Origin of the sequence: Myxococcus eversor (genome assembly GCF_010894455.1) — a bacterium.
Lineage (GTDB): Bacteria > Myxococcota > Myxococcia > Myxococcales > Myxococcaceae > Myxococcus > Myxococcus eversor.
The window spans coordinates 30,414-56,073 of the sequence record NZ_JAAIXY010000016.1 but is presented as its reverse complement, the minus strand read 5'-3'; the positions used below and the strand labels follow the sequence as shown (position 1 = coordinate 56,073).

The window sequence follows — 25,660 nt, the reverse complement described above, 5'->3', positions numbered from 1 at the left end:
GGCGTGACGATGGGCGGATGAGCCAGACTCCCTCGTATGTCCATGGCACCAGCGCCACCCCGCTCCTGGGGGAGACGATTGGGCAGAACCTGCGCGGGACGGTGGAGCGCCATGGGGACCGGGAGGCGCTCGTCGTCGTCTCCCAGGGGTACCGGGCCACGTACCGGGAGCTGTGGGACATCACCACGCAGGTGGCGAAGGGCTTGTTGGCCTTGGGCGTGGAGAAGGGGGACCGCGTGGGCCTCTGGTCTCCCAATCGCTTCGAGTGGGTGGTGACGCAGTACGCGACGGCGCGCATCGGCGCCATTCTCGTGAATCTCAACCCGGCCTACCGCACGGCGGAGCTGGAGTACTCGCTGAACCAGTCGGGGACGAGCGTGCTGCTGCTGTCGCGCGGCTTCCGGCAGACGGATTACCGGCCGATGTTGGAGGAGGTCCGTCCGCGCTGTGCCCAGCTTCGCGTGGCGCTGGTGCTGGATGACGACTGGCAGTTGTTGCTCTCCAACGCGAAGCACGTGAGCGAGCACACGCTGGAGGACCGCGAGGCGTCGCTCCAGTTCGATGACCCCATCAACATCCAGTACACGTCCGGGACGACGGGCTTCCCGAAGGGCGCCACGCTGTCGCACCACAACGTGCTGAACAACGGGTACTTCATCGGCGAGGCGTTGAAGTACGGCCCCCAGGACAGGGTGTGCATCCCGGTGCCGTTCTATCACTGCTTCGGCATGGTGATTGGGAACCTGGCCTGCACGTCGCATGGCGCCACGATGGTGATTCCGGGCGAGGCATTCGACCCGCTCGCGGTGCTCCAGACGGTGCAGGCGGAGAAATGCACGTCGCTGTACGGCGTGCCCACGATGTTCATCGCGGAGTTGGAGCATCCGCGCTTCGGTGAGTTCGACCTGACGACGCTGCGCACGGGCGTCATGGCGGGCTCGCCGTGTCCGGTGGAGGTGATGAAGCAGGTGCAGTCGCGGATGAACATGCGCGAGGTGACCATCTGCTACGGGATGACGGAGACGTCGCCGGTGTCCACGCAGAGCTCGCTGGACGACCCGTTCGACAAGCGGGTGTCCACGGTGGGGCGCGTACATCCGCACCTGGAGGTGAAGGTCATCAACGCGGAGACGGGGGCGGTGGTGCCTCGTGGGGCGGCGGGAGAGCTGTGCACGCGCGGGTACAGCGTCATGCTGGGGTACTGGGCGAACGAGGAGGCCACGGCGAAGGCGGTGGACGCGGCGGGGTGGATGCACACCGGCGACCTGGCGACGATGGACGCGGACGGTTACGTGCGGATTGTCGGTCGCATCAAGGACCTCATCATTCGGGGAGGGGAGAACATCTCCCCGCGCGAGGTGGAGGAGTTCCTGCACACGCACCCGGGCGTGAGTGAAGCGCAGGTCATCGGCGTGCCGAGCGTGAAGTACGGCGAGGAGGTGATGGCCTGGGTGAAGCCGAAGCCGGGCGTGACGCTCACGCCCGAGGAGCTGACGAAGCACTGCACGGGCCGCATCGCGTCGTTCAAGGTTCCGCGCCACTGGAAGCTGGTGGACGCGTTCCCGATGACGGTGACGGGCAAGGTGCAGAAGTTCCGGATGCGTGAGGTCTCCGTCGCGGAGCTGGGCCTGGAGGCGGCCTCGTCCATCAAGACCGCTTGACGCGGGGGCTCTTGCGCGCGGCCTTCTTCTTGGCGGCCGGCTGCTTCCGGGGAGCCGAGGACTTCTTCGCGGTGGCCTTCGGCTTCGCTTTCGCCGGGGCCTTGCTCGCCGCCGGGAGCGGGGCCTTCCTCTCGGTGGGCTTCCTCTTCGGCGCCTTCTTCAGCGCGGCCCTCGCCGCCGCGTCGACGGCGCGGCGGGCCCAGGGCAGCAGCTCATAGGCGTCATCGCTCGCGTCGGTGGGCGCCGTCCAGTAGCTCATCTCGATGCGGCGGCCTCCGCCCTCATAGATGAAGGGGCGGCAACCCGCGGCCTGGAAGTCCGGTCGGGTGACGTCGTCCGTCTTCAAATAGAGCTGGCCATCGCCGACGAGGCCGAACATTCGCCCTCCGAAGTACAGGCCCCACCCTCCGAACATCCGCCGCGCCTGTACCGGCCCGAGCTTCTCCAGCAACTCCACCACGTACTCCACGAAGCTGTCCGTCCGCGCCACGCTGCGTCTCCTTCCCATCGCGTCCCGATGGAATGCTGACGTGATGACATCGCCGCTCGCCTTGGCGGCGCAATCAGAATCTCGAGTGGACAGGCGCGCTTCAGCGGAACGTGGCCACCAGCGGGTTGTGGTCCGACGTGTCGCCCACGTCGATGACCTCCGCCGACACCAGTCGCTCCACCATGCGCGGCGACGCGAAGACGTAGTCCGTGCGGTAGTCGATGGTGACTCCACCCCGGTTGCGCCGCGCCGTCACCCACCGCGTGGAAGCGGCCCGCGTCGGCAGCGTGTCCACCCAGCCGAAGTCCTCCACGTCGTCGATGACGTCGAAGCGCGGCGGATGTCCGTACTTGTCCGTCCCCGCCCGCCGCAGCCTGTCCTCCAGGTCCACCGGGTACGGGTCCCTGCGCGACAGCGAGTTGAGGTCCCCGGCCAACAGATATTGCCCCTCGCGGAACTTCGCCGGGTCGATGAGCGAACGCAGATAGCGCGCCTCCACGTACCGGAGTTTCTCGTGGTGCGCGTCGAAGTGCGTGCCGAACAATGTCACCGGCCCGTTCGCCTCCAGCTCGCACTCAACGATGCAGTGGCCCAGGAAGTGCCGGTCATTGTGGATGCGCAGCGAACGCAGGGGAGGGCGGCTCACCACCGCGACGTGGTAGCAGCGTCCACTCGCACGCGAGCGGGACTGGCCCAGCACCAGGTGCGCGTCGTCCTGCGGCACGTCCAGCGCCTCCGCCACCCGGCGCAGTCGCCCGCCGTCGTCCCAGCCCAGACACTCCTGGAGCACCAGCACATCCGGCGAGGCCCTCGCGAGGAAGGTGACGATGTCGTCGAACCGCTCCTCGCCTCCCTGCAATACGTTGAATGTCATCACCTTCAGCGACATGCGGCCTCCCTCTCGCTCGGGGGCACCCGACACCGGCCCCATCCACGCACAGGCTACCGCACCCGTTGTCCCGAAGGGGCTCCTCCGCGCTTGCCCGCTCCCCAGGGCTCCGGCATCGCGCGCACGCTCTCCACGATGAAGGACTTCAGCTCGCGCGCCGCGGACGTGAGATAGCCCTCGCCCCGGTGCACCAACGCGACCTGTCGCTTCAGGCCACTCTTCACCAGCGGTACCACGTCGAACCCACGCGAGGCATGGTCCCGAGCCATCAGCTCCGGCACCAGCGCGATGCCCAACCCGCGCTCCACCATGCGCCGCATCGCCTCCGCGTTGTCCGTCTCCATCGCGACCTTCGGTGTCACTCCGCGCGCCTCGCACTCCGCTTCCAAGGCGCGCGTGCCGCTCATGCTGGGGATGACCACCCACGTCTCCTCCACCACGTCCCCGAGCGACACCGGTCGACTGCTCTTCGTGAGCCGATGCCCGCGAGGCACCGCGAGCATCAGCACCTCCTCCCACAGCTTCTGCGCCACCAGGTCCGCGCGTCGCACGGGCAGTGACAGGATGGCCAGGTCCAGCGCGCCTCGGGCCACGCCTTCCTCCAGCGTCGCCGCCATGTCCTCGCTGAGTCGGGGCCGCACCTCCGGATATTTCCGAGCGAACGCGGGGATGATGTCCGGCAACAGGTACGCCCCCACCGTGTGCAGCGTGCCGAGCGACACCGGTCCACGAGGCGTGCCCGACAACCGCTCCAGCTCGGAGGTGCCCGCCGCCAGGGCGTCCAGCGCGCGCTGGGCGTGGGGCAGGAACCGCTCCCCTGCGTCCGTCAGCACCGCGCCCCCTGGCGTGCGGACGAGCAGGCGAGTGCCCAGCTCGGCCTCCAGCGACTGGAGCTGCCGGGACAGGCCGGACTGGGACAGTCCCAGGCGTCGGGCCGCTTGGGAGAGACGGCCCTCCTGGGCCACTCGGAGGAATGCCTGGAGTTGTTCGTGGGTCATGCGGAATCCGCATGAAGTCTATGCGGAAGTTGCGATTTCCGCATGGGGAGCCCCCGGTTAGACGTGTGCAATGGATGGAAGCGGCTTGACGGTGGAGCCGGTGTCTTCCGCTCGGCCAGGTGCGGCGCGGCGGCTGGCCACTGGCGCGGTGTTGCTGGCCCTGGTGGTCAGTGCCTTCGAGGGCACGGTGGTGACCAGCGCCATGCCCACCATCACCCGTGAGCTGGGCGGACAGCACCTCTACTCGTGGGTCTTCTCCGCGTTCCTCTTCGCCTCCACCGTGGGCGTGCTCATCTCCGGCAAGCTGGCGGACCGACTGGGCCGCAAGCCCGTCTTCTTCGCCGGCATGGGGTTGTTCCTCGTCGGCTCCGCGCTGTGCGGGCTCGCCCATTCGGTGGAGGGGCTCATTGCCTTCCGCGTGTTGCAGGGCCTGGGCGCGGGCGCGCTCCAGCCCACCACGCTCACCATCAGCGCGGACCTCTACACGTTGCGCGAGCGCGCCGCCGTCCAGGGGCTCTTCACCGGGGCCTGGGGCGCGGGCAATGCGGTGGGGCCGCTCATCGGTGGTTGGCTGGTGATGCACGCCTCGTGGCGGTGGGTGTTCCTGGTCAACGTGCCCGTGGGCCTGTTCGCCGCGCTGTTGCTGTACCTCTCCTATCGGGACCCGCCGCGCCGCACGGACGTGAAGCTGGACCGCTGGGGTCCGGTGCTCGCGGGCTCATCGGCGGCGCTGCTGTTGTTCTCGCTGGAGCCGGGCCACGCGGAGTTGCGCTGGCTGTGCCTGTTGGGCGCGGTGGTGTTGGGCGCGGGGCTGGTGTTCCAGCAGCGCAGGTCCGAGGCGCCGCTGCTTCCGATGGAGCTGGTGAAGGACCGCACCGTGCTCAGTGGCGTGGCGGGCGGCATCGCGGGTGGCGCGCTGCTGTACAGCATGGCGGCGTGGGTGCCGCTGTGGATGACGGAGCAGGGAGGACAGACACCCATCGTCGCGGGCCTGACGCTGCTGCCGATGTTGCTGGGGTGGTCGGTGGGGTCGACGTTTGGCGTGAAGCTGCTGGTGCGCGGAGGCATGAGGCTGAGCGCGGGCGTGGGCTTCGCGGTGGCCGCGACGGGGGCGGGGCTGCTGGCGCTCACCGCGGCGAATGACTGGGGTACGCCCGCGGCGCTCGTCTCGCTCGCGGTGCTGGGCATGGGGCTGGGGCCGGCGGCGAGCACGTCGCTCATTGGCCCGCAGTCACGCGCGCCCTGGCATCACCGGGGCATCGTCACCAGCAGCCTCTATGCGACGCGACTGCTGGGTGGCTCGCTGACGGTGGCCGCGTTGGCGCTCGCTCGAGGCCACTTCGCGCTCCAGTTCGCGATTGCTGGCGCACTGGCGGGGACGGTGGCGCTGATGCTGGCCATGGCCGCGCCGGGCAAGATGACCAGCGAGCCCTGAACCGTCGCGGACACGCTGGCGGGCAGCGTGACGCTGATGCTGGCCGAGCCCGGCAAGCTGACCAGCGAAGCCTGAACTCACGCACGCCACGGGACACAACACCTCGCCGGCCCGCGCAGGGCGCTGTTCACTGTCGTGTGCAGCGTTGTCCCCACGGTGTGCCGTGCGCTGCACACCGTGACTTCGCCCCGCCGCGTAAACGCGCGTGATGCCGTGCGTCAGCGCTTGGCAGGACGGATGCAATCGGGAGCTTCCATGCACGCCGTGGGTTGGCGTTGGAGGACTCGCGATGACGGAGATGATGGCGAAGTGGGACGTGAAGGTGCTGGGGGGTCTGGGCGGTGCGCTGCTGGCCCTGGCGGCGGTGTTCCTCTGGAGAGACCTCCACGTCCCCGCGGAGGCGCTGCTCATCCTCGCGGCCTGCGTGACGCTGGCCCTGGCCTTCCTGTCGGTTCCTCGCGGAGGACTGCTCGTCTTCCCCATCGCCGTGCTCGCCACCTCCGCGACGGGCGGCCTGTGGTACGCGGCGACGAAACATCCGCTGCTCCTCGTGGGGCTCGCGCTGACGCTCATCACCTCCGTCGTCATGCTCCCGCGCTCGCAGCCGAAAAGTGACACGACGCTGGAGCGCGTCCGCGATGTGCTCGTCTGGTTCGGCTTCACCGCCGCCACCATCGCCGCGACCTGGGCCTTCTACTTCCACTTCCTCACCCTGGGCGTCGCGGAGGACCACATCGCGCGTCGACTGGTGCTCACGCTGGGCTGGCTCGTCATCGGCGTGGTGATGGTGTTCCTGGGCCGCAAGCGGGGCACTCCCGTCATCCGCGACGCGGGCTTCTGCTTCGTCGCCATCTCCGTGGGCAAGACGCTGCTCTACGACACCGCGAATCTCGATGGCACCCTGCGCGTGGCGGGGCTCGCCGCCGCGGGCTTGTTGATGCTCGGCACGGCCTGGCTCTCCGCGCGGTCGACTCCGGCCAACGTCCGGAGCGCGTGACATGAGTCCCCTGCTCTCCTGGGTGGGCACGCTGTGGCTGATGCAGGCGGCCCCCGCGCCCTGCTGGTCTCATGAGGATGCGACGCCGGGCTGGAAGCGCGTGGAGCTTCCAGCAGCCGGGCCCCAACTGGCCGCGCCCTCGGACGTGGACCAGTTCCGCACGGGAGAGCCCGTCCTCGTGCGCGAGGCCAACGTGGGCACGTACTTCGGCGGCCAGCACGTGAGCACGGGCCGCATGGCCTTCCGCTTCCAGGTGCAGCCAGGGACGACGCGCCTGGAGCTCGACTTCCTCTCGTCACTGCGAGGCGCCAAGGTGGATGCCATCGCCTACGCGGGGACGCGCCCCCTCCACCTGCTCGACGAGCGGCGCATCCCAGGCGCGACAGTCATGTTGGAGTGGGGCTCGGGAGAGGTGCGCTCCGTGGTGGTGGAGGTCCACTACCACCTGCGCGAGCGGCCCGTGGTGGAGTCCTGGTGGGCGACCCGCCGCGTCTGGCCCGAGCGGGACGCCGCGCTCCCCAGCGAGTTCAAGGTCGCGCGCTCGCTCTACTTCTTCCACCCGGGTGGAGGACGCATCCTCACGCTGTGCCAGCAGCCGGACCTCTCCCCGCACACGTCCCGCTGGCCCCAGCTCGGACTGAGACTCAATACCTCCGCGCTCAAGCCGATTCCTTGAGCGCCCAGGGCCACAGCTTCGCCAGCGCGGAGCGCAGTTCGCCCGCGCTGGCGTACCGGTCCTCGGGCCGCTTCTCCAACAGCTTCAGCACCACGCGCTCGTAGGGGCCAGGCAGGTTCGGGCGCAGCGTGGTGGGCGGCACCGGCGCCTGCTGCACGTGCAGGAACATCAGCGGCACCGGGTCCGTGTGTCGGAAGGGGAGCTGTCCGGTGCACAGCTCGTAGGCCACCACGCCCAGCGCGTACAGGTCCGTGGCGGGCGACAGCGGAGGGCTGCCCATCACCTGCTCGGGCGCCATGTACTCCGGAGTGCCAAGCACCGTCCCCTGCGTCGTCGTCCCCGCCACGTGGGCGCTCTTGGCGAGCCCGAAGTCCATCAGCTTCAGCACCCCCGCGCGAGTGATGAAGAGGTTGGCGGGCTTCACGTCCCGGTGCAGCACACCCCGCCCATGCGCGTGCTCCAGCGCGACGGCCGCGTGGGTGAGCCAGCGCAGCGTCTGCGCGAGCGTGGGCCTTCGCTCCAGCATCCGGTGGCGCAGGTCCACGCCGTCCAGCAGCTCCACCGTGAGGAAGTGCCGGTCTCCATCCAGGCCCACGTCGAAGACGCGCAGGATGTTCACGTGCTCCAGCGCCCGCGCGTGCTCCACCTCCTGACGGAAGCGCGCCACCGTGGACGGCTCCGCGTGCGGTGTCGCCAGCACCTTGAGCGCCACGCGCTGGCCTCGATGCAGGTCCACCGCCTCGTACACCGTGGAGCTGCCTCCGGCGCCGAGCCAGCGCTCCACCCGGTAGCGCTCGGCCACGAGCTGTCCCGGCAGCAGTCCGCGCACCAATGCCGCCGGCGCGGGCGAGGGGGTGGGAATGCCTTGCAGCAACGTCCCGTGCGGCGACACGGGCGTCAGTGCGCGCAGCGTCTCCGCCAGCGACACGGGAGGCGGAGTCGCCACGGGCGCGGGAGGCGGTGTCCGCGCCCCCGTCACCGCCGGTTCCAGCGACAGCCCTCCGAGGTACAGCACGCCTCCGGAGTCTTCTTCCGTCGAGCCCACCGCTTCTCCCTCGTCGTCCGTTGGCCCCGAGCCGCCCGCTCAGGGGTCCAACAGCGAGATGTGCGACGGCGCTCCCGCGCCTTCGATGTCCAGGTGCGGCGTGGGCAGGTTGTATTCGGCGGCGGCGCTGGTGGCCTCCACCATGATGGGCCCGGCGATTTCAGGCGGCTCGCCCTTGCACAGCACGTCCACCACGTGCTCGACGGTCCACTTGCCCAGCTTGTGCACCACCAGTCGATTCCCCTCGAACGTCGACGTGTCCGCCAGGTCCTCGCTGGCTCCGAGCTTCACGTCCACCGAGTCGCCCAGGTAGCCCCGCGCCAGCGCCAGCACGCGGTCCACCACCGAGTTCCAGGCCTGGAGGTGGGTGCGGTCCTGCGCCTCGTCCATGATGTCCAGGCCCACCTGGAGCTTCTCCATTCGCTCCAGGAACTGCTGCACCAGCGGGCCTCGGATGACGCGGCCGTGCTGCGGCGCGATGATTTCCACCGCCGGCGCGAGCTTGCGGATGGTGGCGACGACGCGCGCCAGGGCGGCGTTCACCGGCATGTAGATTTGATGGAACGCGCGGATGCCCGCCCAGTCGGACTCGTCCGCCCACAGGCCCTTGGCGTTGGCGTCGGTGAGGCCGCCGAACAAGTCGCCCGTGAAGAGCACGCGCGTCTGCGGGTCATAGAGCATCACCGCGCCCCGGAAGTGACAGAAGGGCGAGGGCACCGGCAACAGCTTGTGGCCGGTGGGCACGCTCAGCCCTTGAGCGAACTTCTCCGTGGGGATGAAGCGGTTGCGCGGCAGGTTCTGGTGGACGATGAGCCGCCACGTGTCCTCCGAGCAGAGCAGGCCCGCCCGGGGCGCGTAGCGCGCGGAGATGATGCTCGCCGACGAGCCCACGTCCGGGTCCTGGTGGTTGATGAAGAGGGCCGACAGCCGCTCCATGCCGCCGATGAGCGACGTCACCTTGGTGTGGATGGTGGAGAAGTCGCTGCTGGAGCCAGGGTCGATGAGGAGGTTGAACTCCGCGGCCCGCTGCGTCTTCGCGTCCGTGCCCCGGAACCGCCGGAGGTAGGGGTTGGCGTAGAAGATGTTCCCGGGCTCGCGCTTGCCCACCCAGAACGTCTCGGGAGCAATCTCCACGGGGACGATGCGGAGGTCGTTGCTCAGGCTCGGCGCGGGAAGGTCGCTGCTGCTCATGACGCGGAGTTCCTTCGGGGGGAGGTGATGGTTCCCGCCCATAGCAAGGGGTGCGCCGCCGCCCTCGCCGCCCCGAGCACGGGCGAAGGCCCTCGTCACGCGCGCAAGGCCTGCGCCCGCGAGGAGCGCCACGCATTTCGTGCGGTGCACAGGCTCGCACGCGGGGTGGGAGCAGGCGGTTTCGAGGAATCTCCTCGCGGGCGCCACGCGCGTGGCACACTGCCGGGGCCGCTCGCACCCACCCACCATGCCCGACGCAGCCATGCTCTCCACCTGGGGGCTCCCAGGTCTCTTCCTCGTCGCGATGCTGGCGGGCTCCGTGGTGCCCGTGCCCTCCGAGGCGCTGCTCGCCGCGCTCATCTATGGCGGCACCCCGCCGATGCTGGCCACGGGCGTGGCGACGGTGGGCAACGTGTTGGGCGCGCTGTCGCTCTACGTGCTGGGCCTGTGGGTGGCGCGCGGCGGAGGCGGACCCTTGGGACGTTGGTACGCCCGGCGGCGAGAGAAGGAGGGGCCCCGCCTGCAGAAGGTGGAGGCGCGGCTGCGCACCTGGGGCGCGCCCGCGCTGGTGATGTCGTGGCTGCCCATCATCGGTGACGCGTTCGTCATCGCCGGTGGCGTGGTGGGCGTGAAGCCCTTGCCCTTCATCGTGTTCGTCACCCTGGGCAAGGGCCTGCGTTACGCATTCGTCGCCATCTCCACCGCCGCATCCCTGTAGGGCGATGGTGCGTCATGTTTCAATCGTGTTTCACGCGCCGTGTCAGCACGACATCCGGGTAAGTTGAGGCTGTGGTCTTGGGCACTGATTGCCCGACTACTCAACAGCTCCTCTACCGGAGCAGGACCGGACTTCGTGCGAAACAACCTCGCCGTATCCACGCGTGTGCTGTCGTCGTGGCGCTTCTGGCTCATGTCGCTCTTCCTCGGACTCACCGCCTGCGGTGGCGAGGAGCCCGTCACCGAAGAGGCCCCGCTCGCCGAGCGTCAGGACCCGTTGGCCAGCGTGCGGCTGCGCGTCATGGCGGCCAACCTCTCCAGCGGCAACGGGCAGGACTATGACCCGGGCCACGGCATCCGCATCTTCCAGGGCACGGACGCGGACGTCGTGCTGATTCAGGAGTTCAACTACCTGACGGACTCCGCCGCGGACATCCGGAGCTTCGTGAACACGGCGTTCGGCTCGGGCTTCTCGTACTACCGCGAGGCCGGCGCGCAGATTCCCAACGGCATCATCAGCCGCTACCCCATCATCGCCTCGGGCGAGTGGGATGACCCGCAGGTCACCAACCGCGACTTCGCCTGGGCGCGCATCGACATCCCGGGGCCCAAGGACCTGTGGGCGGTGAGCGTGCACCTCTTGACGTCGAACGCCAGCACGCGCAACACGGAGGCGGCGAGCCTGGTCAGCCGCATCCAGGCCAACATCCCCGCGGGGGACTACCTGGTCATCGGCGGCGACTTCAACACCAGCAGCCGCTCCGAGGCGTGCTTCAGCACCTTCTCGTCGGTGGTCTCCACCGCCAGTCCGTACCCGGCGGACCGCAACGGCAACACCAACACCAACGCGGGCCGCAACAGCCCCTATGACCACGTGCTGGTGGACAGCGACTTGCGGCAGTACCAGACGTCGGTGGTCATCGGGAGCAGCTCGTTCGCCAACGGCCTCGTCGTGGACACGCGGGTGTACTCGCCCATCGGTGACCTGTCCCCCGCGGTCTCCGGCGACAGCGGCGCGTCCGGCATGCAGCACATGGGCATCATCAAGGACTTCCTCATCCCCAGTGACTCGGTGTCGTCCAGCGTGACGGTGACGTCGCCCAACGGCGGTGAGAGCTGGACCCCGAGCAGCGCGCAGGCGATTACGTGGACGTCGTCGAACGTGACGAACGTGCGGGTGGAGTACACGCTGAATGGCAGCACCTGGACGACGCTGTCGTCGAGCACCTCCGCCTCGGCGGGGCGCCTGTCGTGGACGCTGCCGGCCACCACGAGCACCACCGCGCGGGTGCGCGTGACGGACACGTCCAACTCCAGCATCACCGACACCAGCAACGAGACCTTCTCGATTGCGTCCGGAGGTGGCGGAGGCACCGGCAACCTCATCATCAACGAGGTGATGGTGAACGAGGCCGGCTCCGACGTGAACGGCGAGTTCGTGGAGCTGGTCAACACGGGCACGGCCTCGCTGAGCCTGTCCGGGTGGACGGTGTCCGACGCCACGGGCGTGCGGCACACGTTCCCCAGCGGCGCCTCGGTGGCGGCGGGCGGCGTGGTGGTGGTGTTCGGTGGCGCGGCGGGAATCCCGTCGGGCACGCCGGGCGCCGTGGCCGCGTCCACGGGCACGCTGGGCCTGTCGAACAGCGGTGACACCGTGACGGTGAAGAACGCGTCCGGCACGGTGGTGTCCACGGCGACGCTGTCGGCGGCCGTGTCCGGCACCGACGGAGTCTCCGCGAACCGCAGCCCGGACCTGGGCTCGAGCGCCACCTTCGTGCTGCACTCCAGCCTGTCCAGCCTGTCGGCCTCTCCGGGCCGACGCGCGAGCGGCGCGGCGTTCTAACGAGGTCCTGGTTCCCGCGTCCTCTCTTGCGAAGGGAGGGGACGCGGGGCCCTCCGCACGACCGGAATCGCCAGATTGCCAGTGTCCGTCCGTATGGAGATGGGGACGGAGAGATACATGCCATTGAAGCGATCAGCTTGTGCGTTTTCCCTCATGCTCATGACCGCCTGCGGAGGGGACGAGGCGGTGGAAGTCGGGAGTGACCTGGACCTGGAGCAGTCACGCCAGACCCTCCAGTACGCGTCCTACGACGCGACCTTGCGGGTGCCGCGTTGCGCGGTCCTGGGGAGTGATTGCGATTCCAGCTACCTCCTGGAGGGGCGGGGCACGGTCGGCCCCGAGCTGTATGCACCCAATACCGTGAGCGGCTCCTGTGCGGATGGCAACTCGGGCGCGTTCCACGTCAGCGAATCCTTGGATGGCCTCAAGGTCGCGACGACCAATGGCACCGCGTTCGCGCCGGGGAAGACCGTACGAGTCGAAGCGCGGGTCTATGCCTCATCGACGAACTATCGGTATGACGTGCTCGACCTCTTCTACGCCGCCAATGCGAGTGACCCCACCTGGGTCCGGATTGGCACGTACAGCCTGTACTTCGCTGGCTCGCAGACCCTGACCGCTTCGTACGTCCTGCCGTCGGGCGCCTCGATGCAGGCCATTCGTGGCCGCTTCCGGTTGGGAGGGACCGCGGTGCCCTGCGGAGTCGGAACCACCGACGACCATGACGACCTGGTGTTCGCCGTGAGCGGCTCGGACACCACCGCGCCGACGGTCTCCCTGACCTCGCCCGCCGCGGGGGCCTCGCTCCCGACCCCCGTGACGCTGAACGCGAGCGCGACGGACAACGTCGGCGTGGCCCGGGTGGAGTTCTACGACGGCGCGACGTTGCTCGGGGCCGACACCACGTCTCCGTACTCCTTCTCCTGGGCGAATCCGTCCCTGGGGAGCCACACCGTGACGGCCAAGGCTGTCGACACCGCAAGCAACCTCGCCTCGAGCGTGCCGGTCACCTTCACGGTGGCTCCGGATACCACGCCGCCCTCCACGGCCATCACCGGCCTGTCGGATGGGGCCCGGGTCGCCACCAGCATCACCCTCTTCGCCTCGGCGGCGGATGACGTGGGCGTGACGCGGGTCGAGTTCTATGTCGACTCCGCGCTCATCGCGACGGATGCCTCCTCTCCCTACTACGTGACGTGGAACCCGACGGGAATCAGTCCCGGGACGCATGTCCTGACGACGCGTGCCTATGACTCGGCGGGCAACGTGGGAGTGAGTGCACCGGTCGCCGTGCAGTACGCGCTGGATACAGTCCTTCCCGTCATCACCCAGGTCGCGCCGGCCGAGGGCTCGGTGCTCTCCGGCTCTGCCCACCTGGAAGCGAATGCGACGGACGATGTCGGCATGCAGAGCGTGTCCTTCCTGGTGAACGGCTCGTTCCTCACCGGATACCTGGGGAACACCACGACGCAGCCGTGGTGGGGGACGTGGCGGACATTCGAGTGGGACAACGGTCCGTACCAGCTCACGGCAACCGCGCGTGACACGTCTGGAAATGTCTCGCCTCCGAGCGCTCCCATCAATGTGGTGGTCGCGAACACGGGGCGGCGCTATGCGCGCTACGACTCCGTGCTCAAGGTGCCGAAGTGCACGGGTGCGAGCGCGCTCTGCGATTCGGGTGTGTTGCTCGAAGGGCGCGGGACGTTGAGCGCTGGGCCCGAACGCAACTCCCCCAATTCGCTCAGCATCAGCCCTTCGTGCATGGATGGAGAGGAGGGCAACTACCGAGCGCAGGGGTCCATCGAGGCCCTCCGGGTGACGAGTCTCGCGGGGGGCGTCTTCATGCCCGGCTCGCAGGTGCGCCTGGACGTTCCGGTGTGGGCCTCCAGCAACTACACGCTCTACCTCTACACGTCGAACGGGGTGAGCCCGGCGGTCTGGACGCTGATGGCGACGTTCACCACGTCGGGCAGCGGAGTCCAGGTCTTCTCGACGACGTATACGCTCGGGGCCAGCCCGGTGCAGGCGGTGAGGGCTGTCTACCGCTCGTACTCCACGGGGGCCTCGACGTGCGCGGGCGGTTCCCTCAATGACAACGACGACCTCGTCTTCGAAGTGGGCCAGGCGGACACCACGGCTCCCGGCGTCTGGATGCTCACTCCGGCGAAGGGGGCTCAGGTCGAAGGAAGCGTGAACCTCTCCGCGACCGCCGCCGACGTGGTGGGCGTCAACCGCGTCGAGTTCTACGACGGCGCCACGCTTGTCGGACTGGATGCCGTCGCGCCCTACGCGGTGACCTGGGATGCCTCCGCGGCGGGTTCCGGTGCACACACCCTCACCGCGCGTGCCTACGACGCGGCGGGCAACCTGGGAACCAGCACGGCGGTGAACGTCACCGTGCCCTGAGTCTCCGGGGTGTCAGGCGACCTTGACGCCCCGGTCTCCCGCCGAGTCCCGCTCCCTGCGTGAGCGAGGCTGCCGCAGGCTCAGTGACTCTCCCTCGTCGAGGACGTGAGAGCGCCTTCCGAGCTCGAAGTCCCGGCGGCCAATGAGCCGTCCGGCCCTCGCTCATCCTGGGGGCCGGGCGTGCTCGGGCTGTCGGGGCCGGGGTGGCTCCGGCCGTAGTCGCGCTCGTGGATGCGGACGAGGGCCAGGAAGAAGGCGACGATGAGCGGGCCGAGCAGCAGGCCCACCGTGCCGAACGCCGCGAGGCCGCCGAGCAGCGAGAAGAAGACGATGGCGCCGTGCTGGTGCATGCCGCGCTTGGCCAAGAGCGGCTTGACGATGTTGTCCACCAGCCCCACCACCACCGTGCCCCAGATGGCCAGGAAGAGCGCGGCCCAGGGGTGTCCGCTGAAGAACATGAGCGCCGAGGCCGCCAGCACCACAATCGCGGCGCCCACCGCGGGGATGAGCGCCATGAAGAAGGCGACGCCCGCGAAGAACAACGGCGCGGGTACCTGGACAATCAAGAAGCCGATGAGCGCCGCGAAGGCCTGCACGCCCGCGGTGGCCAGCGACGACAGCAGCACCGCGCCGGACACGCCGCGGAACTCGCGCATGATTTCCAGCGTCTCGCCGCGTCGCAGCGGAGACACGCTCTCAATCCACTGCACCAGCTCCCGCCCGTCCGTGAGGAAGAAGAAGAGGGCGATGAGCATCATCACCGTCTGGAAGGCGATGGAGCCCGTGGCAGCCACCGCGCCCGTCACCGCGCGCGCCGCCGTGCCGCCCTGGTTGCTCACCTGCTCCTGGAGCTTCTCGTCCAGGTGCGCCTCCTCCATGGGCAGCCGCTCCATCAGGCTCTGCACGCCCCTGCGCACCGGCCCCGGCAGCTTCTGCACCAGGCCTTCGACGCCCTCCTGCTGCACCGTCTTGGTGACGAACTGCGCACCGGAGGACACCTCGGCGACCACGAAGGCCGTGAGCCCTCCCAGGGGGAGCAGCAACGCGAGGACGACCATGGTGCAGATGAGGCCGGCGGAGATGTTCTTGCGTCCCCGCAGCTTGCGCGTCAGCCGGGAGTGCACGCCGTAGAACGCCCCCGCCAGGACCGCGGCCAGGAAGATGCCCTTGGCGAAGGGCTGGATGACCAGCGCCAGCAGCACGATGGACAGCAGGATGAGGCCGGTGAAGACGCGCCGGGCGGTCTGCTCGGATGCCATACCCGTGAAGTTAGGGCTCATTCCCCGGGAGGGAAGGGGGGAGCGACCCCCACGGCTGCCTGGCAGGTCTCCAGAGGAGAAGACTTGGGCCCGGGCCCCAGGCGGCTAGAGTGCCGCGCCATGCCGGCTTTCGAATCGACTCAGTTCACCACGTGGCTGCTTCAGGCGCTGTGCTCCGCCTTCCTCGCCATCCTGTTCCTCCAGTCCGGGCTCGACAAGGTCATCGACTGGAAGGGCAACCTGGGCTGGCTCACCGGCCACTTCGCCAAGAGTCCCCTGCGGGGTGTCGTCCCGTTGATGCTCGGCGTCATCACCTTGATGGAGCTGGCCGCGGGCGCCCTCAGTGCCGCCGGACTGGTGGCGCTCATCGCCACGGGCAGCGCGATGCTGGCCTTCTGGGGCGCGCTCGTGTCCGCCGTGTCGCTGGTGTCCCTGTTCTTCGGGCAGCGCATGGCCAAGGACTACGCGGGCGCGGGCGGGCTGGTGCCGTACTTCCTGCTGTCGCTCGCGGCCATCTACTTCACGCGCCTGGGCTGAGGCGCGCGCGTTTCAGAGCACCTTGCGCGGCGGGACAAGGGCGTTGGCGGACAAGAGGCCGGCCACCAGCGCCACGGCGACCATCAGCATGTTGAAGGCCGTGTCGACTCCCGCCACCACGTCCCGCTCCAGCAGCGAGGACAGGCTGCGGAAGCCCACGCTGCCGGGCACGAGCAGCATCAGTCCCGGCACCACAATTGTGACGGAGGGCTTGTTGCGCAGCCGCGCCAGCGCGTTGCCGCCGATGCCGAGCAGCAGCGCGCCCACGAACGCGCCGAGCTGAGGCCCCAGCAGCTCCGAGCCGAGTCGCGCGCCGGTGAAGGCGAAGGTGCCCGCGGCGGCAATCCAACCCCAGTCGCGAGGGCGCGCGCGGAACAGCACGCCAATGGCCACGCCCGCCACGGCCAGGGCCGCCGCCTGCGTCCACGCGGGCAGCGCGGCGGCGACGGTCGGCGCGACGGGCGGCGGCAGCAGCTCCGCGAGTCGGCTGCCCAGCGCGACGCCGAAGCCGAGCTGGAGGAACACCACCGCCGCGCCCGTGAGTCGCGAGGTGCCGGAGATGAGGTGGCGCGTGGCCAGCTCGTTGAGGGCCACCGTCAGCGTCAGGCCGGGCAAGAGGACGATGAGCCCCGCCAGCGTGGCGACCTGGACGGACATCGGGCCGATGAGGCTCGCGGCGAGGACGGCGAGCGCCGAGGAGAGCACGGCGCCCACCGGCTCCAGCACGCGCGCGGTGGACGGCTGTCGCTGCGTCGCCACGCTCAGCAGGCCGATGAGCAGACTGCTCACCGTCGCCACCGCCATCTCCTTCAGCCCTCCGCCGAAGAGCCGAGCGCCCGCTCCGCCGGCCAAGGCCCAGCAGAGGACCTGGAGCACGGGGCCGAAGCGCTGTGGACGCGCGAGGATGGCCTCCACGCGCAGGGCACCCTCGGCGGGCGTGAGGCGCGCCTGGATGACGTCGTCGGCGAGCACGTCCAGCAGCGTGAGCCGCTCCAGGTCCATGTCGCCGGGCTCCACGCGGATGAGGCTGGTGCGCAGCGCTTCTGGTGGACCGAAGGACGCGAAGAGGGACGTCGGCGTGGAGAAGAAGCGGCCCTCCAGGCCCAGGCGCTCCGACACGCGCTGCATCAGCCCTTCCAGCCGGTGCGCGGGGGTGCCGTAGCGGTGCAGCGCTTCGGCCAGTCGCAGCGTGAAGGCGACGGACGGCCCCGAGGGCGGCGGGAAGTGTTGGAGCGAAGCGGCGATTTCAGGAGGGACGGCCACGGCGGCGCAATGGCAGAGGCGCACGGGTGGAGTCAAATGGCGGCGCCGTGACGTCCGCCTGTCCGCCGCTTCTCCCTCGGAAGACACGTGCTCGTTGGTTCTCCAAGGTGGACGTGGGATGTCGGGGTGAGGAAGGGAGCTGACGAGAGGATGGCGCGAAAGAGCAAGACGCCCCGCTGGCTGGAGGCGGCGCGGCGCAGGGACGCGGAGGCCGCCGAGGACGGACGCTCGGACTGGCTGGCGCGCGCCCTGGGGCGAGCCGGGGTGCTGCCTCGAGTGGATGCGGAGGCGGCCATTCGCGCGGGGCGGGTGGAGGTGGAGGGACGCGTGGAGCTGGAGCCCTTCGCGCCGGTGCGCCTCGGTGGGGTGGTGCGCGTGGACGGGCGGGAGTGCTCACTCGCGGCGTCGACGCGGGTGTTGATGTTCCACAAGCCGGCGGGGCCGGTGGTGCACGGCTCGGACCCGGAGGGCGTGGGCACGGTGTTCGAGCGCCTGCGCGCGGTGCTGTCCGAGTCGCTGCTCGGCTTCGAGTGGTTCGCGGTGGGGCGGTTGGACCGGGACACCACGGGGTTGTTGTTCTTCACGAACGACGAGCGATTCGTGCGACACGGCACGGCCCCGGAGACGCACCTGTCCAAGCGTTATGTGGCGCGCGTATCGGGGCGGCCGGGCCCTGTGGCGCTACAGAAGCTGCGAGAGGGCGTGGAGCTGGAGGATGGACTCACGCGTCCGGCGGAGGCTCGGCTGCGCGAGCCCGACGTGGTGGAGCTGACGCTGACGGAAGGGCGGCACCACCAGGTGAAGCGGATGCTGGCCGCCGTGGGACATCCGGTGCTCACGCTGCACCGCGAGGCCGTGGGCACCGTGGTACTGGATGTGGCCGAGAGCACGTGGCGCGCGCTGCGGGACGAAGAGGTCTCCGAGGGACTGGGCTTTCGTCCCGCGGAGCCCTGATTGTCTACGGTGTCGGGCGGGTGCCGAAGCGCGACAGCAACGCCTCCAGCACGGCGGGCTCGCGCGGGTTGTTGAAGTGTCGTCCGCCCGGGACGACGATGACTTCAGCGCCGAGCCGCTCCTCCCAGAGCTGGCGATTGCGGCGCCAGTCGGAGGTGAACGGGTCTCCATCCGAGAGCACCACCACGCAGTGGCCCAGCGCGGCGCGGACGCGTGCGAAGTCGATGGGCGTGTCGAGCCATGGCTGCAGCGAGCCCCAGGTCTTGTCCACCTCGAACCAGCCCGCGACGAGCACGGCGCCCTCCACGCGGTGTCCCTCGGGCATCGCGGCGAGGTAGCGGAGGATGGTCTGACAGCCCACGCTGTGGCCCAGGAGCACCGTGGACGGTGGAGGCACCGGCCCCAGGGCCTGTGTGAGCGCGGAGCCCCAGCCTTCGATGGTGGGGGTGCCCGGCTCGGGCATGTCCAGCGTGAGGATGGAGTCGAAGGGCGCCGGAGGCTGACGCAGCTGCTCCTCGAGCCAGGGATAGAAGTCGGTGTCCGGACGTCCTGCCCAGCGGTGAACGACGACGAGGGAACGGCTCATGGCCGCCCAGTCTGCCTCAACCCTCGCGCGACGCCATGGCCAGGACGTGTTCCCGGATTCGCGCCGCCAGTGACAGGCTGTCGGGCAAGGCCCGGCCGAGCAGCTTCGTCACGCCCGTGGCCAGCACCGCGGAGTTGGTGAAGACGCAGGCCCGCGCGTCCGACAGCCGCGTCAGTGGAATGACGTCTTCGCGCACGGGCATGTCGTCGATGTGGCCCGCGTCCAGGAGCACCGCGCGGATGATGCCCGGAAGGCACGGCGCATCCAGTGGCGGCGTGACGAGCGCGCCGTCCAGGAGCATGAAGAGGTTCGCCGTGGGCAGCTCGCACGCGTGCCCCGCGTCATTGGCCAGCAGCGGGAGGCGCTGCATGAGCGAGAACTGGCGGAAGTACGACAGGCCCTTGTGATTCGGCAGCGGCTCCCCGTGTCGGTAGGCATTGGCCTCCACGGTGTCCACGGCGCGTCCTTCGCGTTGGAGTCGCTCCGCGTCCGGCGCGGGAGGCCTGAAGGTGAGCAGGAGCCGACCATCGCTCGCGGTGAGCTTGCCGATGCCCGTGAAGCGCGAGCCGAGCGCGGAGTCGGATTCAAGGCAGCGACGAAGGGACGCTCGTACGGCGTCGACGTGGAGCAGCTCGGACGGTGGCGCGCGGACGGCCTCCGGGAATGCGGCGAGGCTTTCGGTGAGGCGTCGCAGGTGCCGCGCGAGGAAGAGGGGAGCTCCGTCGTCGACGCGGAAGGTGGTGAAGAAGCCGGCGCCGAAGAAGAAGCCCTGGGCGAAGTCGTGCAGGGGGAGGTCTTCCCAGCGCCGCACCTCACCATTCACCGCCACCGTGGAGAACATGCGTGAGGGCTCCGTCGTGCTTCAGCGCCGAGCCGCCAGGAAGTTGGCGAGCAACCGGGGACCGTGCGTGGTGAGGAAGGACTCGGGATGGAACTGCACGCCTTCCAGTCCGGGCAGCTCCCGGTGACGCATGCCCATGATGAGCCCTTCGTGCCAGGCCGTCACCTCCAGGCAGTCCGGCAGGCCCTCACGCTCCACCACGAGCGAGTGGTAGCGCGCCGCGGTGAAGGGCCGGGGCAGTCCGTGAAAGACGCCCTGCTCCGCGTGCTCGACTTCCGCCGTCTTGCCGTGGACGGGCACGGGGGCGCGCACCACCTTCGCGCCGAACACCTGCCCGAGACACTGGTGTCCCAGACACACGCCGAGCAGGGGCACGCGTCCACCGAAGGCGCGGATGACGTCCAGGGAGATGCCCGCGTCCTCGGGCGTACCCGGGCCGGGGGAGATGACGATGCGCTCGGGATGGAGTGCCTCGACGTCGGCCAGGGTGAGGGCGTCGTTGCGCACCACCTTCAAGCGCGCACCCTGGGCCCCGAGCGCCTGGACGAGGTTGAAGGTGAACGAGTCGAAGTTGTCGATGAGGAGAATCATCGCGCGCCTCCACTCGCGGAGAGGGCGAGGAGCTGTGAGCGCGCCTTGTTGAGCGTCTCCTTGTATTCCTGGCGCGGCTGCGAGTCGTGGACGATGCCGCCACCCACCTGTGCGTAGGCTCGACCGTCCTTCACGAGCAGCGTGCGGATGACGATGTTCAGGTCCAGGTCGCCGGTGAAGGACACGTAGCCGAGCGAACCGGTGTAGAGGCCTCGCGCGTGAGGCTCCAGCTCGGTGATGAGCTGCATGGTGCGAATCTTCGGCACGCCGGTAATCGTCCCACCGGGAAACAGCGCGCCCACCACGTCGAGCGGCTCGATGCCCGGAGCGAGCTGCCCTGTCACCTCTGACTCGATGTGGAGGACGTGGGCGTACTCGACGATTTCCATCAGCTTCGTGACTTCGACGGAGCCGTACGCGCAGACGCGTCCCAAGTCATTGCGCTCCAGGTCCACGAGCATCGCGTGTTCGGCGAGCTCCTTCTCGCTGGTGCGCAGTTCGTGGACGAAGCGGGCGTCCTCCTCGGGCGTGCCTCTGCGACGGGTGCCGGCGATAGGACGGGTGATGGCGCGGCCCTGCTCCACGCGGACCAGCCGCTCCGGTGAAGCGCTCACGACGTGGAAGCCGTCGCCTTCGAGGTAGCTGGCGAAGTGGACGGGGTTCGCGGCGGAGAGCGTCTCGTAGAGCGCGAGCGGCTCGCCGGGGAAGTCGACCTCCAGGCGCTGTGAGAGGTTGACCTGATACGTGTCTCCAGCGCGGATGTATTCGCGCACGCGCTCCACCGCGTCCAGGTAGCCCTGCTGCGTGAAGTTGGAGCGAGGCTCCACGGTGGAGGTGCTCGGTGGTGACGGGGGCGCCGTAGGGACGGCTCGATGCACGTGGGCTTCGAGTGCGTCCAGTCGCCGTGCGCAGTCCTCCCAGTCCGAGCCCGTGGCGATGGCGAGCAGGTGTCCTTCGAGGTGGTCCACCGCGAGGAAGGTGTCCACGAAGGACAGGGCGATGTCCGGCACCTTCAGGTCATCGTTCGGATGGAGGGGGAGCTTCTCGAAGTAGTGATTGGCCTCGTAGGCGAAGAAGCCCACCGCGCCGCCGAGGAAGAGGGGCAGGCCCGGCAGCCGCACGCCTCGCCACCGCTTGAACAGCGCGCGGAGTGTGTCCAGCGGTGGGCCTGCTTGGGGCTCGTCGTCGATGAAGGCCTGGTCGCCCTTGGCGGAGAATCGGAGGAACGGCTGCGAGCCCAGGAAGGAGTAGCGCCCCTCCTCGCTGACACGGGTGCTCTCCAGGAGGAACCGATGTCCGAGGGGGAGGGCGCGCAGCAGGTCCACAGGACGCAGGGCGCCCGGCTCCAACCGTCGGACGACGGGGACTTGATTGAAGCCCTGGGCCACGAGCGCATCGAAGCGCGCTCGGTCCAGCGGAGGTGGAAGCGGCCGGGTACTCATTCCGGGGCGCTTCCTAGCAGGAAGTCGAGGGTCCTTCGCGGGACTTCAGTCCGTCCCCGTGGGCCTGGCCGGCCCTGGAGTGGTCTGCTGCTCGCGTGTCTGGCGAGCGAACCGGAGAATCTCGTCCTCGGAGAGTTGGTCGGTGCGCATGACGGAGCGGTCGGCCTTGAGTTGCTGCACCTTGCCTTCGCGCAGCACATGGAACTGTCCTGGCTTCTGCCCGGGGAGCTTCGCGTCCGCGTCCACGCGGGCCTCGGCGAACATGGGCCTGACCTTCCGGATGGCGATGTCTTCCTTCACTCGACCCACGCACCAGGTGCGCACGTTCTCCCGACACTTGTAATCGAGGTCTCCAGGGCTCTGCGTGGCGAGCATGATGCCGACGCCCGCCGAGCGCGCGCGCTTGAGCAGGCTCTCCATGGGCTCCTTGGTCGCGGGCTTGCTCGTCGCGGGCAGGTACAGGTCCGCCTCGTCGAAGAGGAGCACGGCCTGAAGCTGGGGCGAGGGGTGCTGACTGGCCCAGCGGTGGGTCTCCAGCAGGAGCTGGGACACCCAGAAGAGGACGCGCGGATTGTCGCCGAGGAACTTCGTGCTGATGATGCTCAGTCGCGTGCGCCCGGGGATGCCGTGCACGCCGCGTCCGAGCAGTTCGTCCAGGTCGAGCCGCTCGCCGCCCGAGGTCAGCAGTGAGCGCAGGTTGATGCGCAGCACGCTGAGGTCCTGAGCGAGCTTCGCGAAGGTCTTCTGGGGAATCCCATCCGTGGCCTCCAGGAGCGCGGGGTCCTGCGAGGTGACGAACTGCTGGATGAGCTCCAGGGTGACTTCCTTGCCGAAGGACTGGCTCAACAGCAGGCGGAGCGCCTGGGCGAGCAGGGCCTTCGCGGCCTTGTCATTGGGGCTCGTCTTGTAGTCGAGCATCCCGGCGATGGCATCCGCCGCTTGCTGGACGCCCTGCTCCCGCTCTTCGGAGGGCAAGGTCTCCATGCCATGAGGAACGATGGGAATGGCCAGGGGTCTGCCGTCCGAGCGCCCCGGCGTATAGAGCGCCACGTCCACGCGTTCGCGCAGCAGCCGGCGCCGCTCCTTGAGCACGGCGTCTTCCAGTGGCTCGTCCCAGGACTCGGGGCGGGCGTAGGTGGCGAGGTCGCCCTTTCTGTCGATGAGGATGACGGGGATGCCGCGCAGCAGGAGCTGCTCCAGGATGTTGAGCGCGAGCGTCGTCTTGCCGCTGCCCGAGCCACCCAGGAAGGCACTGTGCCGCGTCAGCTCGGAAGGGTCGATGGAGATGGGTTGCGTGAGGAGTCCCTCCGAGGCGCCTATCCCCAGCGGGCCCGTGAGCACCTCGCGAGGAGCCCGGGGGGCAGATGCGGAAGCGCCGGGAGAAACCAGCGTGCCAGATGAGGGAGGGACGCGAGGCACCGAAGTGCCGGATGGGGGAGTGCTCCGAACTACCTGAGTGCCCGACGGAGGAGTGACCCGAGCCACCGGAGTGCCTGATGCGGGAGTGGGGCGAGGTTTCCGCGTGAGCCCTCCGGGAACAGGAGGGCCGGAAGGCTGCCCGACGGGCCGGCTCTCGTGCCCGGTCAACAGCTCACCCACCGCCTTCATGTTCTGTGTGGCGCTCTCGGCGTCATCCAAGAAGACGGGCGGCTGGCTCTGGGGGCGCGGTGCGGTGGAGCTACTGGCTGAACCCGATGAAACCTTGTCCGGGGGACGCGGTGTGGTGGGCGCACTGGATGGGCTCGATGAGGCCTTGTCCGGGGGGCGTGCCTCAGTAGGCGCACGGGGGCCTCCCGAACGCGCGGGCTGCGCGTGGACTTCGCTCGCTGCGTCGCGAAGCGGTTCCCCGAAAGGCGAGGTCACCGAGCCATCGAAGAACCCGGCCTGCCTGGGAATGAAGCCGTTCTCCGTCCTGGCGCGCGATGGAGCGGGCGGGGCTATGACGTCGGCGCTCTTCGGGGCGCGGCTCGTGGGCTCGCCATCCGTCTTGGGACGTGTGGGCCCCGTGGGCGGAGGCGGAAGCCCGAGTCGCTCCAGCCCGAGGATGTCGCCCATCGACTTGAGTCGCGTGACGGGCCGCGCGGTGCGGCTCCACTCCGCGAGGGCCGCCTGTCCCACGTGCTGGGCGCGGAAGTCTCGCAGGGCCGACAGGTCTCGCAGGTCGCTGTCTCCCAGGACCACACGACGCCCACCCTGACGGAAGAGATGTCCCAGTTGCTCTTCCACCACCGTTCCCGTGGTGGATGGGAACTCGGAGGTCCGGACCAGGACGGGCGTCTTGCCGGCCGCGGCCTTGAGGGCCTCCGCCATCTGTCGACCCAGACCCCCGCCCCTCGAACTGCGCTCACACAGCGCGAGGATGAGCTTGTTGCCCGATGGGTGGACGCCGACGTCGAGCAGGTCGTCGCCGTTGCGAGTCTTCACCAGGAAGCGGGGCGAGCCGTTCAGCTCCTCGCTGCCCATCTCGATGGCCCACGCGAGCAGGGCGGTCACATCGGAAGGGTCCTCGGGCAGCTTCTCTTTGTATGCGGCCCGGAAGTCCGTCCACACCTGGTCCATGTCGATGGGCCCGGAGCCAGGAGGAGGCTTCACGTCGTGACCACTCGCGCCCTTGTTGGGAGTGGGAAGCGGGAAGGCCTCAGGAAGCTGCTGCAGGTCGATGGCGCGCTCGCGGTACCGGCGGCACTCGTTCAAGACATCACGAGCGCGCTGTCCGCCGAGTGCCTCGAAGCCCTCGGGAGGAATGGGATGGGTCGGTGTATGGGGGGCGAAGGCCACGCCGCGTTGCTCGTAGAGGGAGCGGAGCCGGCGTGCCGCGATGTCGCGCGCGGTGCTCGCGGTGACGGTCCGCTCCAGCGTCACGGGCTCCGGGTCGTTCTCGATGCGGTCGACCATGGCGCGCGTCAGCAGGGGCCGCATCTTCTCCCAGTAATCGGAGAGGCAGCAGACGACGACCACGGCCCGAGGCACCTTGCCCGCGATGGCGGCCAGCGTGTTCATCGCCCGGCGGAACGAGTTCTCCATCTGCGGGCGTTGGTCGAAGTCGCTGATGTCCTCGACCTGGTCCACGCAGAGCACCAGCGCATGGCCCAGCGCGCCCATGAGTCGGCCCAGGTGCTCCACCATCCGCGCGGGGCCGTCATCCGACGTGCGCGGAATGAGCTCGCCGATGACCTTCCGGTCCTCGGTCGAAATCTCCTCGCAGCGCAGCCAGTTGAAGATGCGGCGGTTGATGCGAGGGTCCCTGCGCTGGAAGTAGATGAGCGCGCGCAGCAGGTCCACCTCCACGTTCCGGAAGCGCGCGTCCGCGAGCAGTTCGTCCGCGACGGCACGCACGGTGCCGTGCAGTTCATCGTCCTCGAGAATCTTCTGTTCGTGCTCGATGAGCGGCGCGAAGAGGCTGGTGCACTGGCTCATCAGGGTGTTGGACAGGTGCATCAGGCCGCTGTCGTCGCCCTGGGCCACGTCGTAGGGATGGTCCAGCGAGTCGATGAGGCTGGAGAGGATGTACTTGTCGTAATGCGCGGCATCCACGGTCATCGGCATGTAGCCGGTGAAGCCGCGCTTCTGTCCGTGCGCGTGGTTGCGGAAGGCTCGCACCAGGTGCGTCTTGCCGCTGCCGGACTCGCCGAGCAGGAGCAGGAGCTTGCCCGTGTCGGGAGGGGGCGTGGTCGTCGCGCGGTCCAGCAGGCGCTTGAAGGCGCGACGCGCGGGGGCGTTGAGCGTCTCCACGTCGAACGGGTCGGGCTGCCAGAGGTACTGGCCCTGTTGGACGCCGCTGAAGACCTCTCCGCTGTCGGAGAGGAAGACCTTGAGTCGAGGGTCGCTGGACATGCGCG

At 69.2% G+C, this 25,660-nt stretch carries 21 protein-coding genes; 9 read left to right on the top strand and 12 right to left on the bottom strand.

The window, feature by feature from the left end; genetic code table 11:
* Nucleotides 1–17: 17 nt before the first annotated feature.
* On the top strand, nt 18–1,661 hold the full coding sequence (locus G4D83_RS28945) for an AMP-binding protein (protein WP_163868102.1): 1,644 nt from the start codon (nt 18–20) through the stop codon (nt 1,659–1,661).
* Here the strand turns inward: G4D83_RS28945 and G4D83_RS28940 are convergent.
* From G4D83_RS28940 to G4D83_RS28930, 3 genes are all read right to left on the bottom strand, one after another.
* On the bottom strand, nt 1,648–2,151 hold the full coding sequence (locus tag G4D83_RS28940; protein WP_163868101.1) for a TfoX/Sxy family protein: 504 nt from the start codon (nt 2,149–2,151) through the stop codon (nt 1,648–1,650). The two genes, G4D83_RS28945 and G4D83_RS28940, sit on opposite strands and share 14 nt — an antisense overlap.
* 100 nt (nt 2,152–2,251) lie before the next feature.
* Nucleotides 2,252–3,040 (bottom strand): endonuclease/exonuclease/phosphatase family protein, encoded by a 789-nt coding sequence (locus G4D83_RS28935; protein WP_163868100.1) that lies wholly within the window; start codon nt 3,038–3,040, stop codon nt 2,252–2,254.
* A 53-nt stretch (nt 3,041–3,093) separates the two neighbouring features.
* Nucleotides 3,094–4,038 (bottom strand): LysR family transcriptional regulator, encoded by a 945-nt coding sequence (locus G4D83_RS28930; protein WP_163868099.1) that lies wholly within the window; start codon nt 4,036–4,038, stop codon nt 3,094–3,096.
* Nucleotides 4,039–4,108: 70 nt separating this feature from the next.
* On the opposite strand from G4D83_RS28930, the gene G4D83_RS28925 reads away from it, so the two are divergent.
* From G4D83_RS28925 to G4D83_RS28915, 3 genes are all read left to right on the top strand, one after another.
* On the top strand, nt 4,109–5,473 hold the full coding sequence (locus G4D83_RS28925; protein WP_163868098.1) for an MFS transporter: 1,365 nt from the start codon (nt 4,109–4,111) through the stop codon (nt 5,471–5,473).
* A gap of 289 nt (nt 5,474–5,762) precedes the next feature.
* Entirely contained in the window at nt 5,763–6,470 is a 708-nt protein-coding gene (locus tag G4D83_RS28920) for a DUF2339 domain-containing protein (protein WP_163868097.1), read from the top strand.
* Between the two features lies 1 nt (nt 6,471).
* Nucleotides 6,472–7,146 carry a hypothetical protein gene (locus tag G4D83_RS28915; protein WP_163868096.1) on the top strand — a complete coding sequence of 225 codons (675 nt, stop codon included), beginning with the start codon at nt 6,472–6,474 and terminating at the stop codon, nt 7,144–7,146.
* Here G4D83_RS28915 and G4D83_RS28910 read toward each other — a convergent pair.
* The gene (locus G4D83_RS28910; protein WP_163868095.1) at nt 7,130–8,191 is read right to left on the bottom strand and encodes a serine/threonine-protein kinase; all 1,062 of its coding nucleotides are present in this window, start codon (nt 8,189–8,191) and stop codon (nt 7,130–7,132) included. The genes G4D83_RS28915 and G4D83_RS28910 overlap by 17 nt on opposite strands.
* A 39-nt stretch (nt 8,192–8,230) precedes the next feature.
* Complete coding sequence (locus G4D83_RS28905) at nt 8,231–9,382, bottom strand: oxygen-binding di-iron domain-containing protein (protein WP_163868094.1); 1,152 nt, start codon at nt 9,380–9,382, stop codon at nt 8,231–8,233.
* 247 nt (nt 9,383–9,629) lie between these two features.
* On the opposite strand from G4D83_RS28905, the gene G4D83_RS28900 reads away from it, so the two are divergent.
* The 3 genes from G4D83_RS28900 (at nt 9,630) to G4D83_RS28890 (ending at nt 14,348) form a co-directional block, all read left to right on the top strand.
* A complete protein-coding gene (locus G4D83_RS28900; protein WP_163868093.1) occupies nt 9,630–10,100 on the top strand; it encodes a YqaA family protein in 471 nt (156 codons plus the stop codon).
* A 192-nt stretch (nt 10,101–10,292) separates the two neighbouring features.
* Nucleotides 10,293–11,942, top strand: coding sequence for a lamin tail domain-containing protein (locus tag G4D83_RS28895; RefSeq protein WP_163868271.1), 1,650 nt, complete (start codon nt 10,293–10,295; stop codon nt 11,940–11,942).
* Between the two features lie 186 nt (nt 11,943–12,128).
* Nucleotides 12,129–14,348, top strand: a complete 2,220-nt coding sequence (locus G4D83_RS28890) for an Ig-like domain-containing protein (protein ID WP_163868092.1) — start codon at nt 12,129–12,131, stop codon at nt 14,346–14,348.
* An 80-nt stretch (nt 14,349–14,428) separates the two neighbouring features.
* Here G4D83_RS28890 and G4D83_RS28885 read toward each other — a convergent pair whose 3' ends face one another.
* The gene (locus G4D83_RS28885; RefSeq protein ID WP_163868091.1) at nt 14,429–15,607 is read right to left on the bottom strand and encodes an AI-2E family transporter; all 1,179 of its coding nucleotides are present in this window, start codon (nt 15,605–15,607) and stop codon (nt 14,429–14,431) included.
* A gap of 120 nt (nt 15,608–15,727) precedes the next feature.
* Between G4D83_RS28885 and G4D83_RS28880 the strand changes: the two genes are divergently transcribed.
* Nucleotides 15,728–16,144, top strand: coding sequence for a DoxX family protein (locus G4D83_RS28880; protein ID WP_163868090.1), 417 nt, complete (start codon nt 15,728–15,730; stop codon nt 16,142–16,144).
* Between the two features lie 12 nt (nt 16,145–16,156).
* On the opposite strand, the gene G4D83_RS28875 is transcribed toward G4D83_RS28880, so the two are convergent.
* Nucleotides 16,157–17,431 carry a threonine/serine exporter family protein gene (locus G4D83_RS28875; RefSeq protein ID WP_163868089.1) on the bottom strand — a complete coding sequence of 425 codons (1,275 nt, stop codon included), beginning with the start codon at nt 17,429–17,431 and terminating at the stop codon, nt 16,157–16,159.
* 126 nt (nt 17,432–17,557) lie between these two features.
* Between G4D83_RS28875 and G4D83_RS28870 the strand changes: the two genes are divergently transcribed.
* Nucleotides 17,558–18,361: a pseudouridine synthase gene (locus G4D83_RS28870; RefSeq protein WP_163868088.1), complete on the top strand. Its 804-nt coding sequence runs from the start codon at nt 17,558–17,560 to the stop codon at nt 18,359–18,361.
* 4 nt (nt 18,362–18,365) lie between these two features.
* On the opposite strand, the gene G4D83_RS28865 is transcribed toward G4D83_RS28870, so the two are convergent.
* Genes G4D83_RS28865 through G4D83_RS28845 form a run of 5 tightly spaced genes read right to left on the bottom strand, consistent with a single transcriptional unit; the run spans nt 18,366 to nt 25,655 of the window.
* Entirely contained in the window at nt 18,366–18,947 is a 582-nt protein-coding gene (locus tag G4D83_RS28865; RefSeq protein ID WP_163868087.1) for an RBBP9/YdeN family alpha/beta hydrolase, read from the bottom strand.
* Nucleotides 18,948–18,963: 16 nt separating this feature from the next.
* Nucleotides 18,964–19,788: an aminotransferase class IV gene (locus tag G4D83_RS28860; RefSeq protein WP_163868086.1), complete on the bottom strand. Its 825-nt coding sequence runs from the start codon at nt 19,786–19,788 to the stop codon at nt 18,964–18,966.
* Nucleotides 19,789–19,809: 21 nt separating this feature from the next.
* Nucleotides 19,810–20,379: an anthranilate synthase component II gene (locus G4D83_RS28855; RefSeq protein WP_163868085.1), complete on the bottom strand. Its 570-nt coding sequence runs from the start codon at nt 20,377–20,379 to the stop codon at nt 19,810–19,812.
* Nucleotides 20,376–21,821, bottom strand: a complete 1,446-nt coding sequence (locus G4D83_RS28850; protein WP_163868084.1) for an anthranilate synthase component I family protein — start codon at nt 21,819–21,821, stop codon at nt 20,376–20,378. Before G4D83_RS28850 ends, G4D83_RS28855 begins: the two co-directional genes overlap by 4 nt.
* Nucleotides 21,822–21,866: 45 nt before the next feature.
* Nucleotides 21,867–25,655, bottom strand: a complete 3,789-nt coding sequence (locus G4D83_RS28845) for a helicase HerA-like domain-containing protein (protein WP_205522735.1) — start codon at nt 25,653–25,655, stop codon at nt 21,867–21,869.
* Between the last annotated feature and the right edge of the window lie 5 nt (nt 25,656–25,660).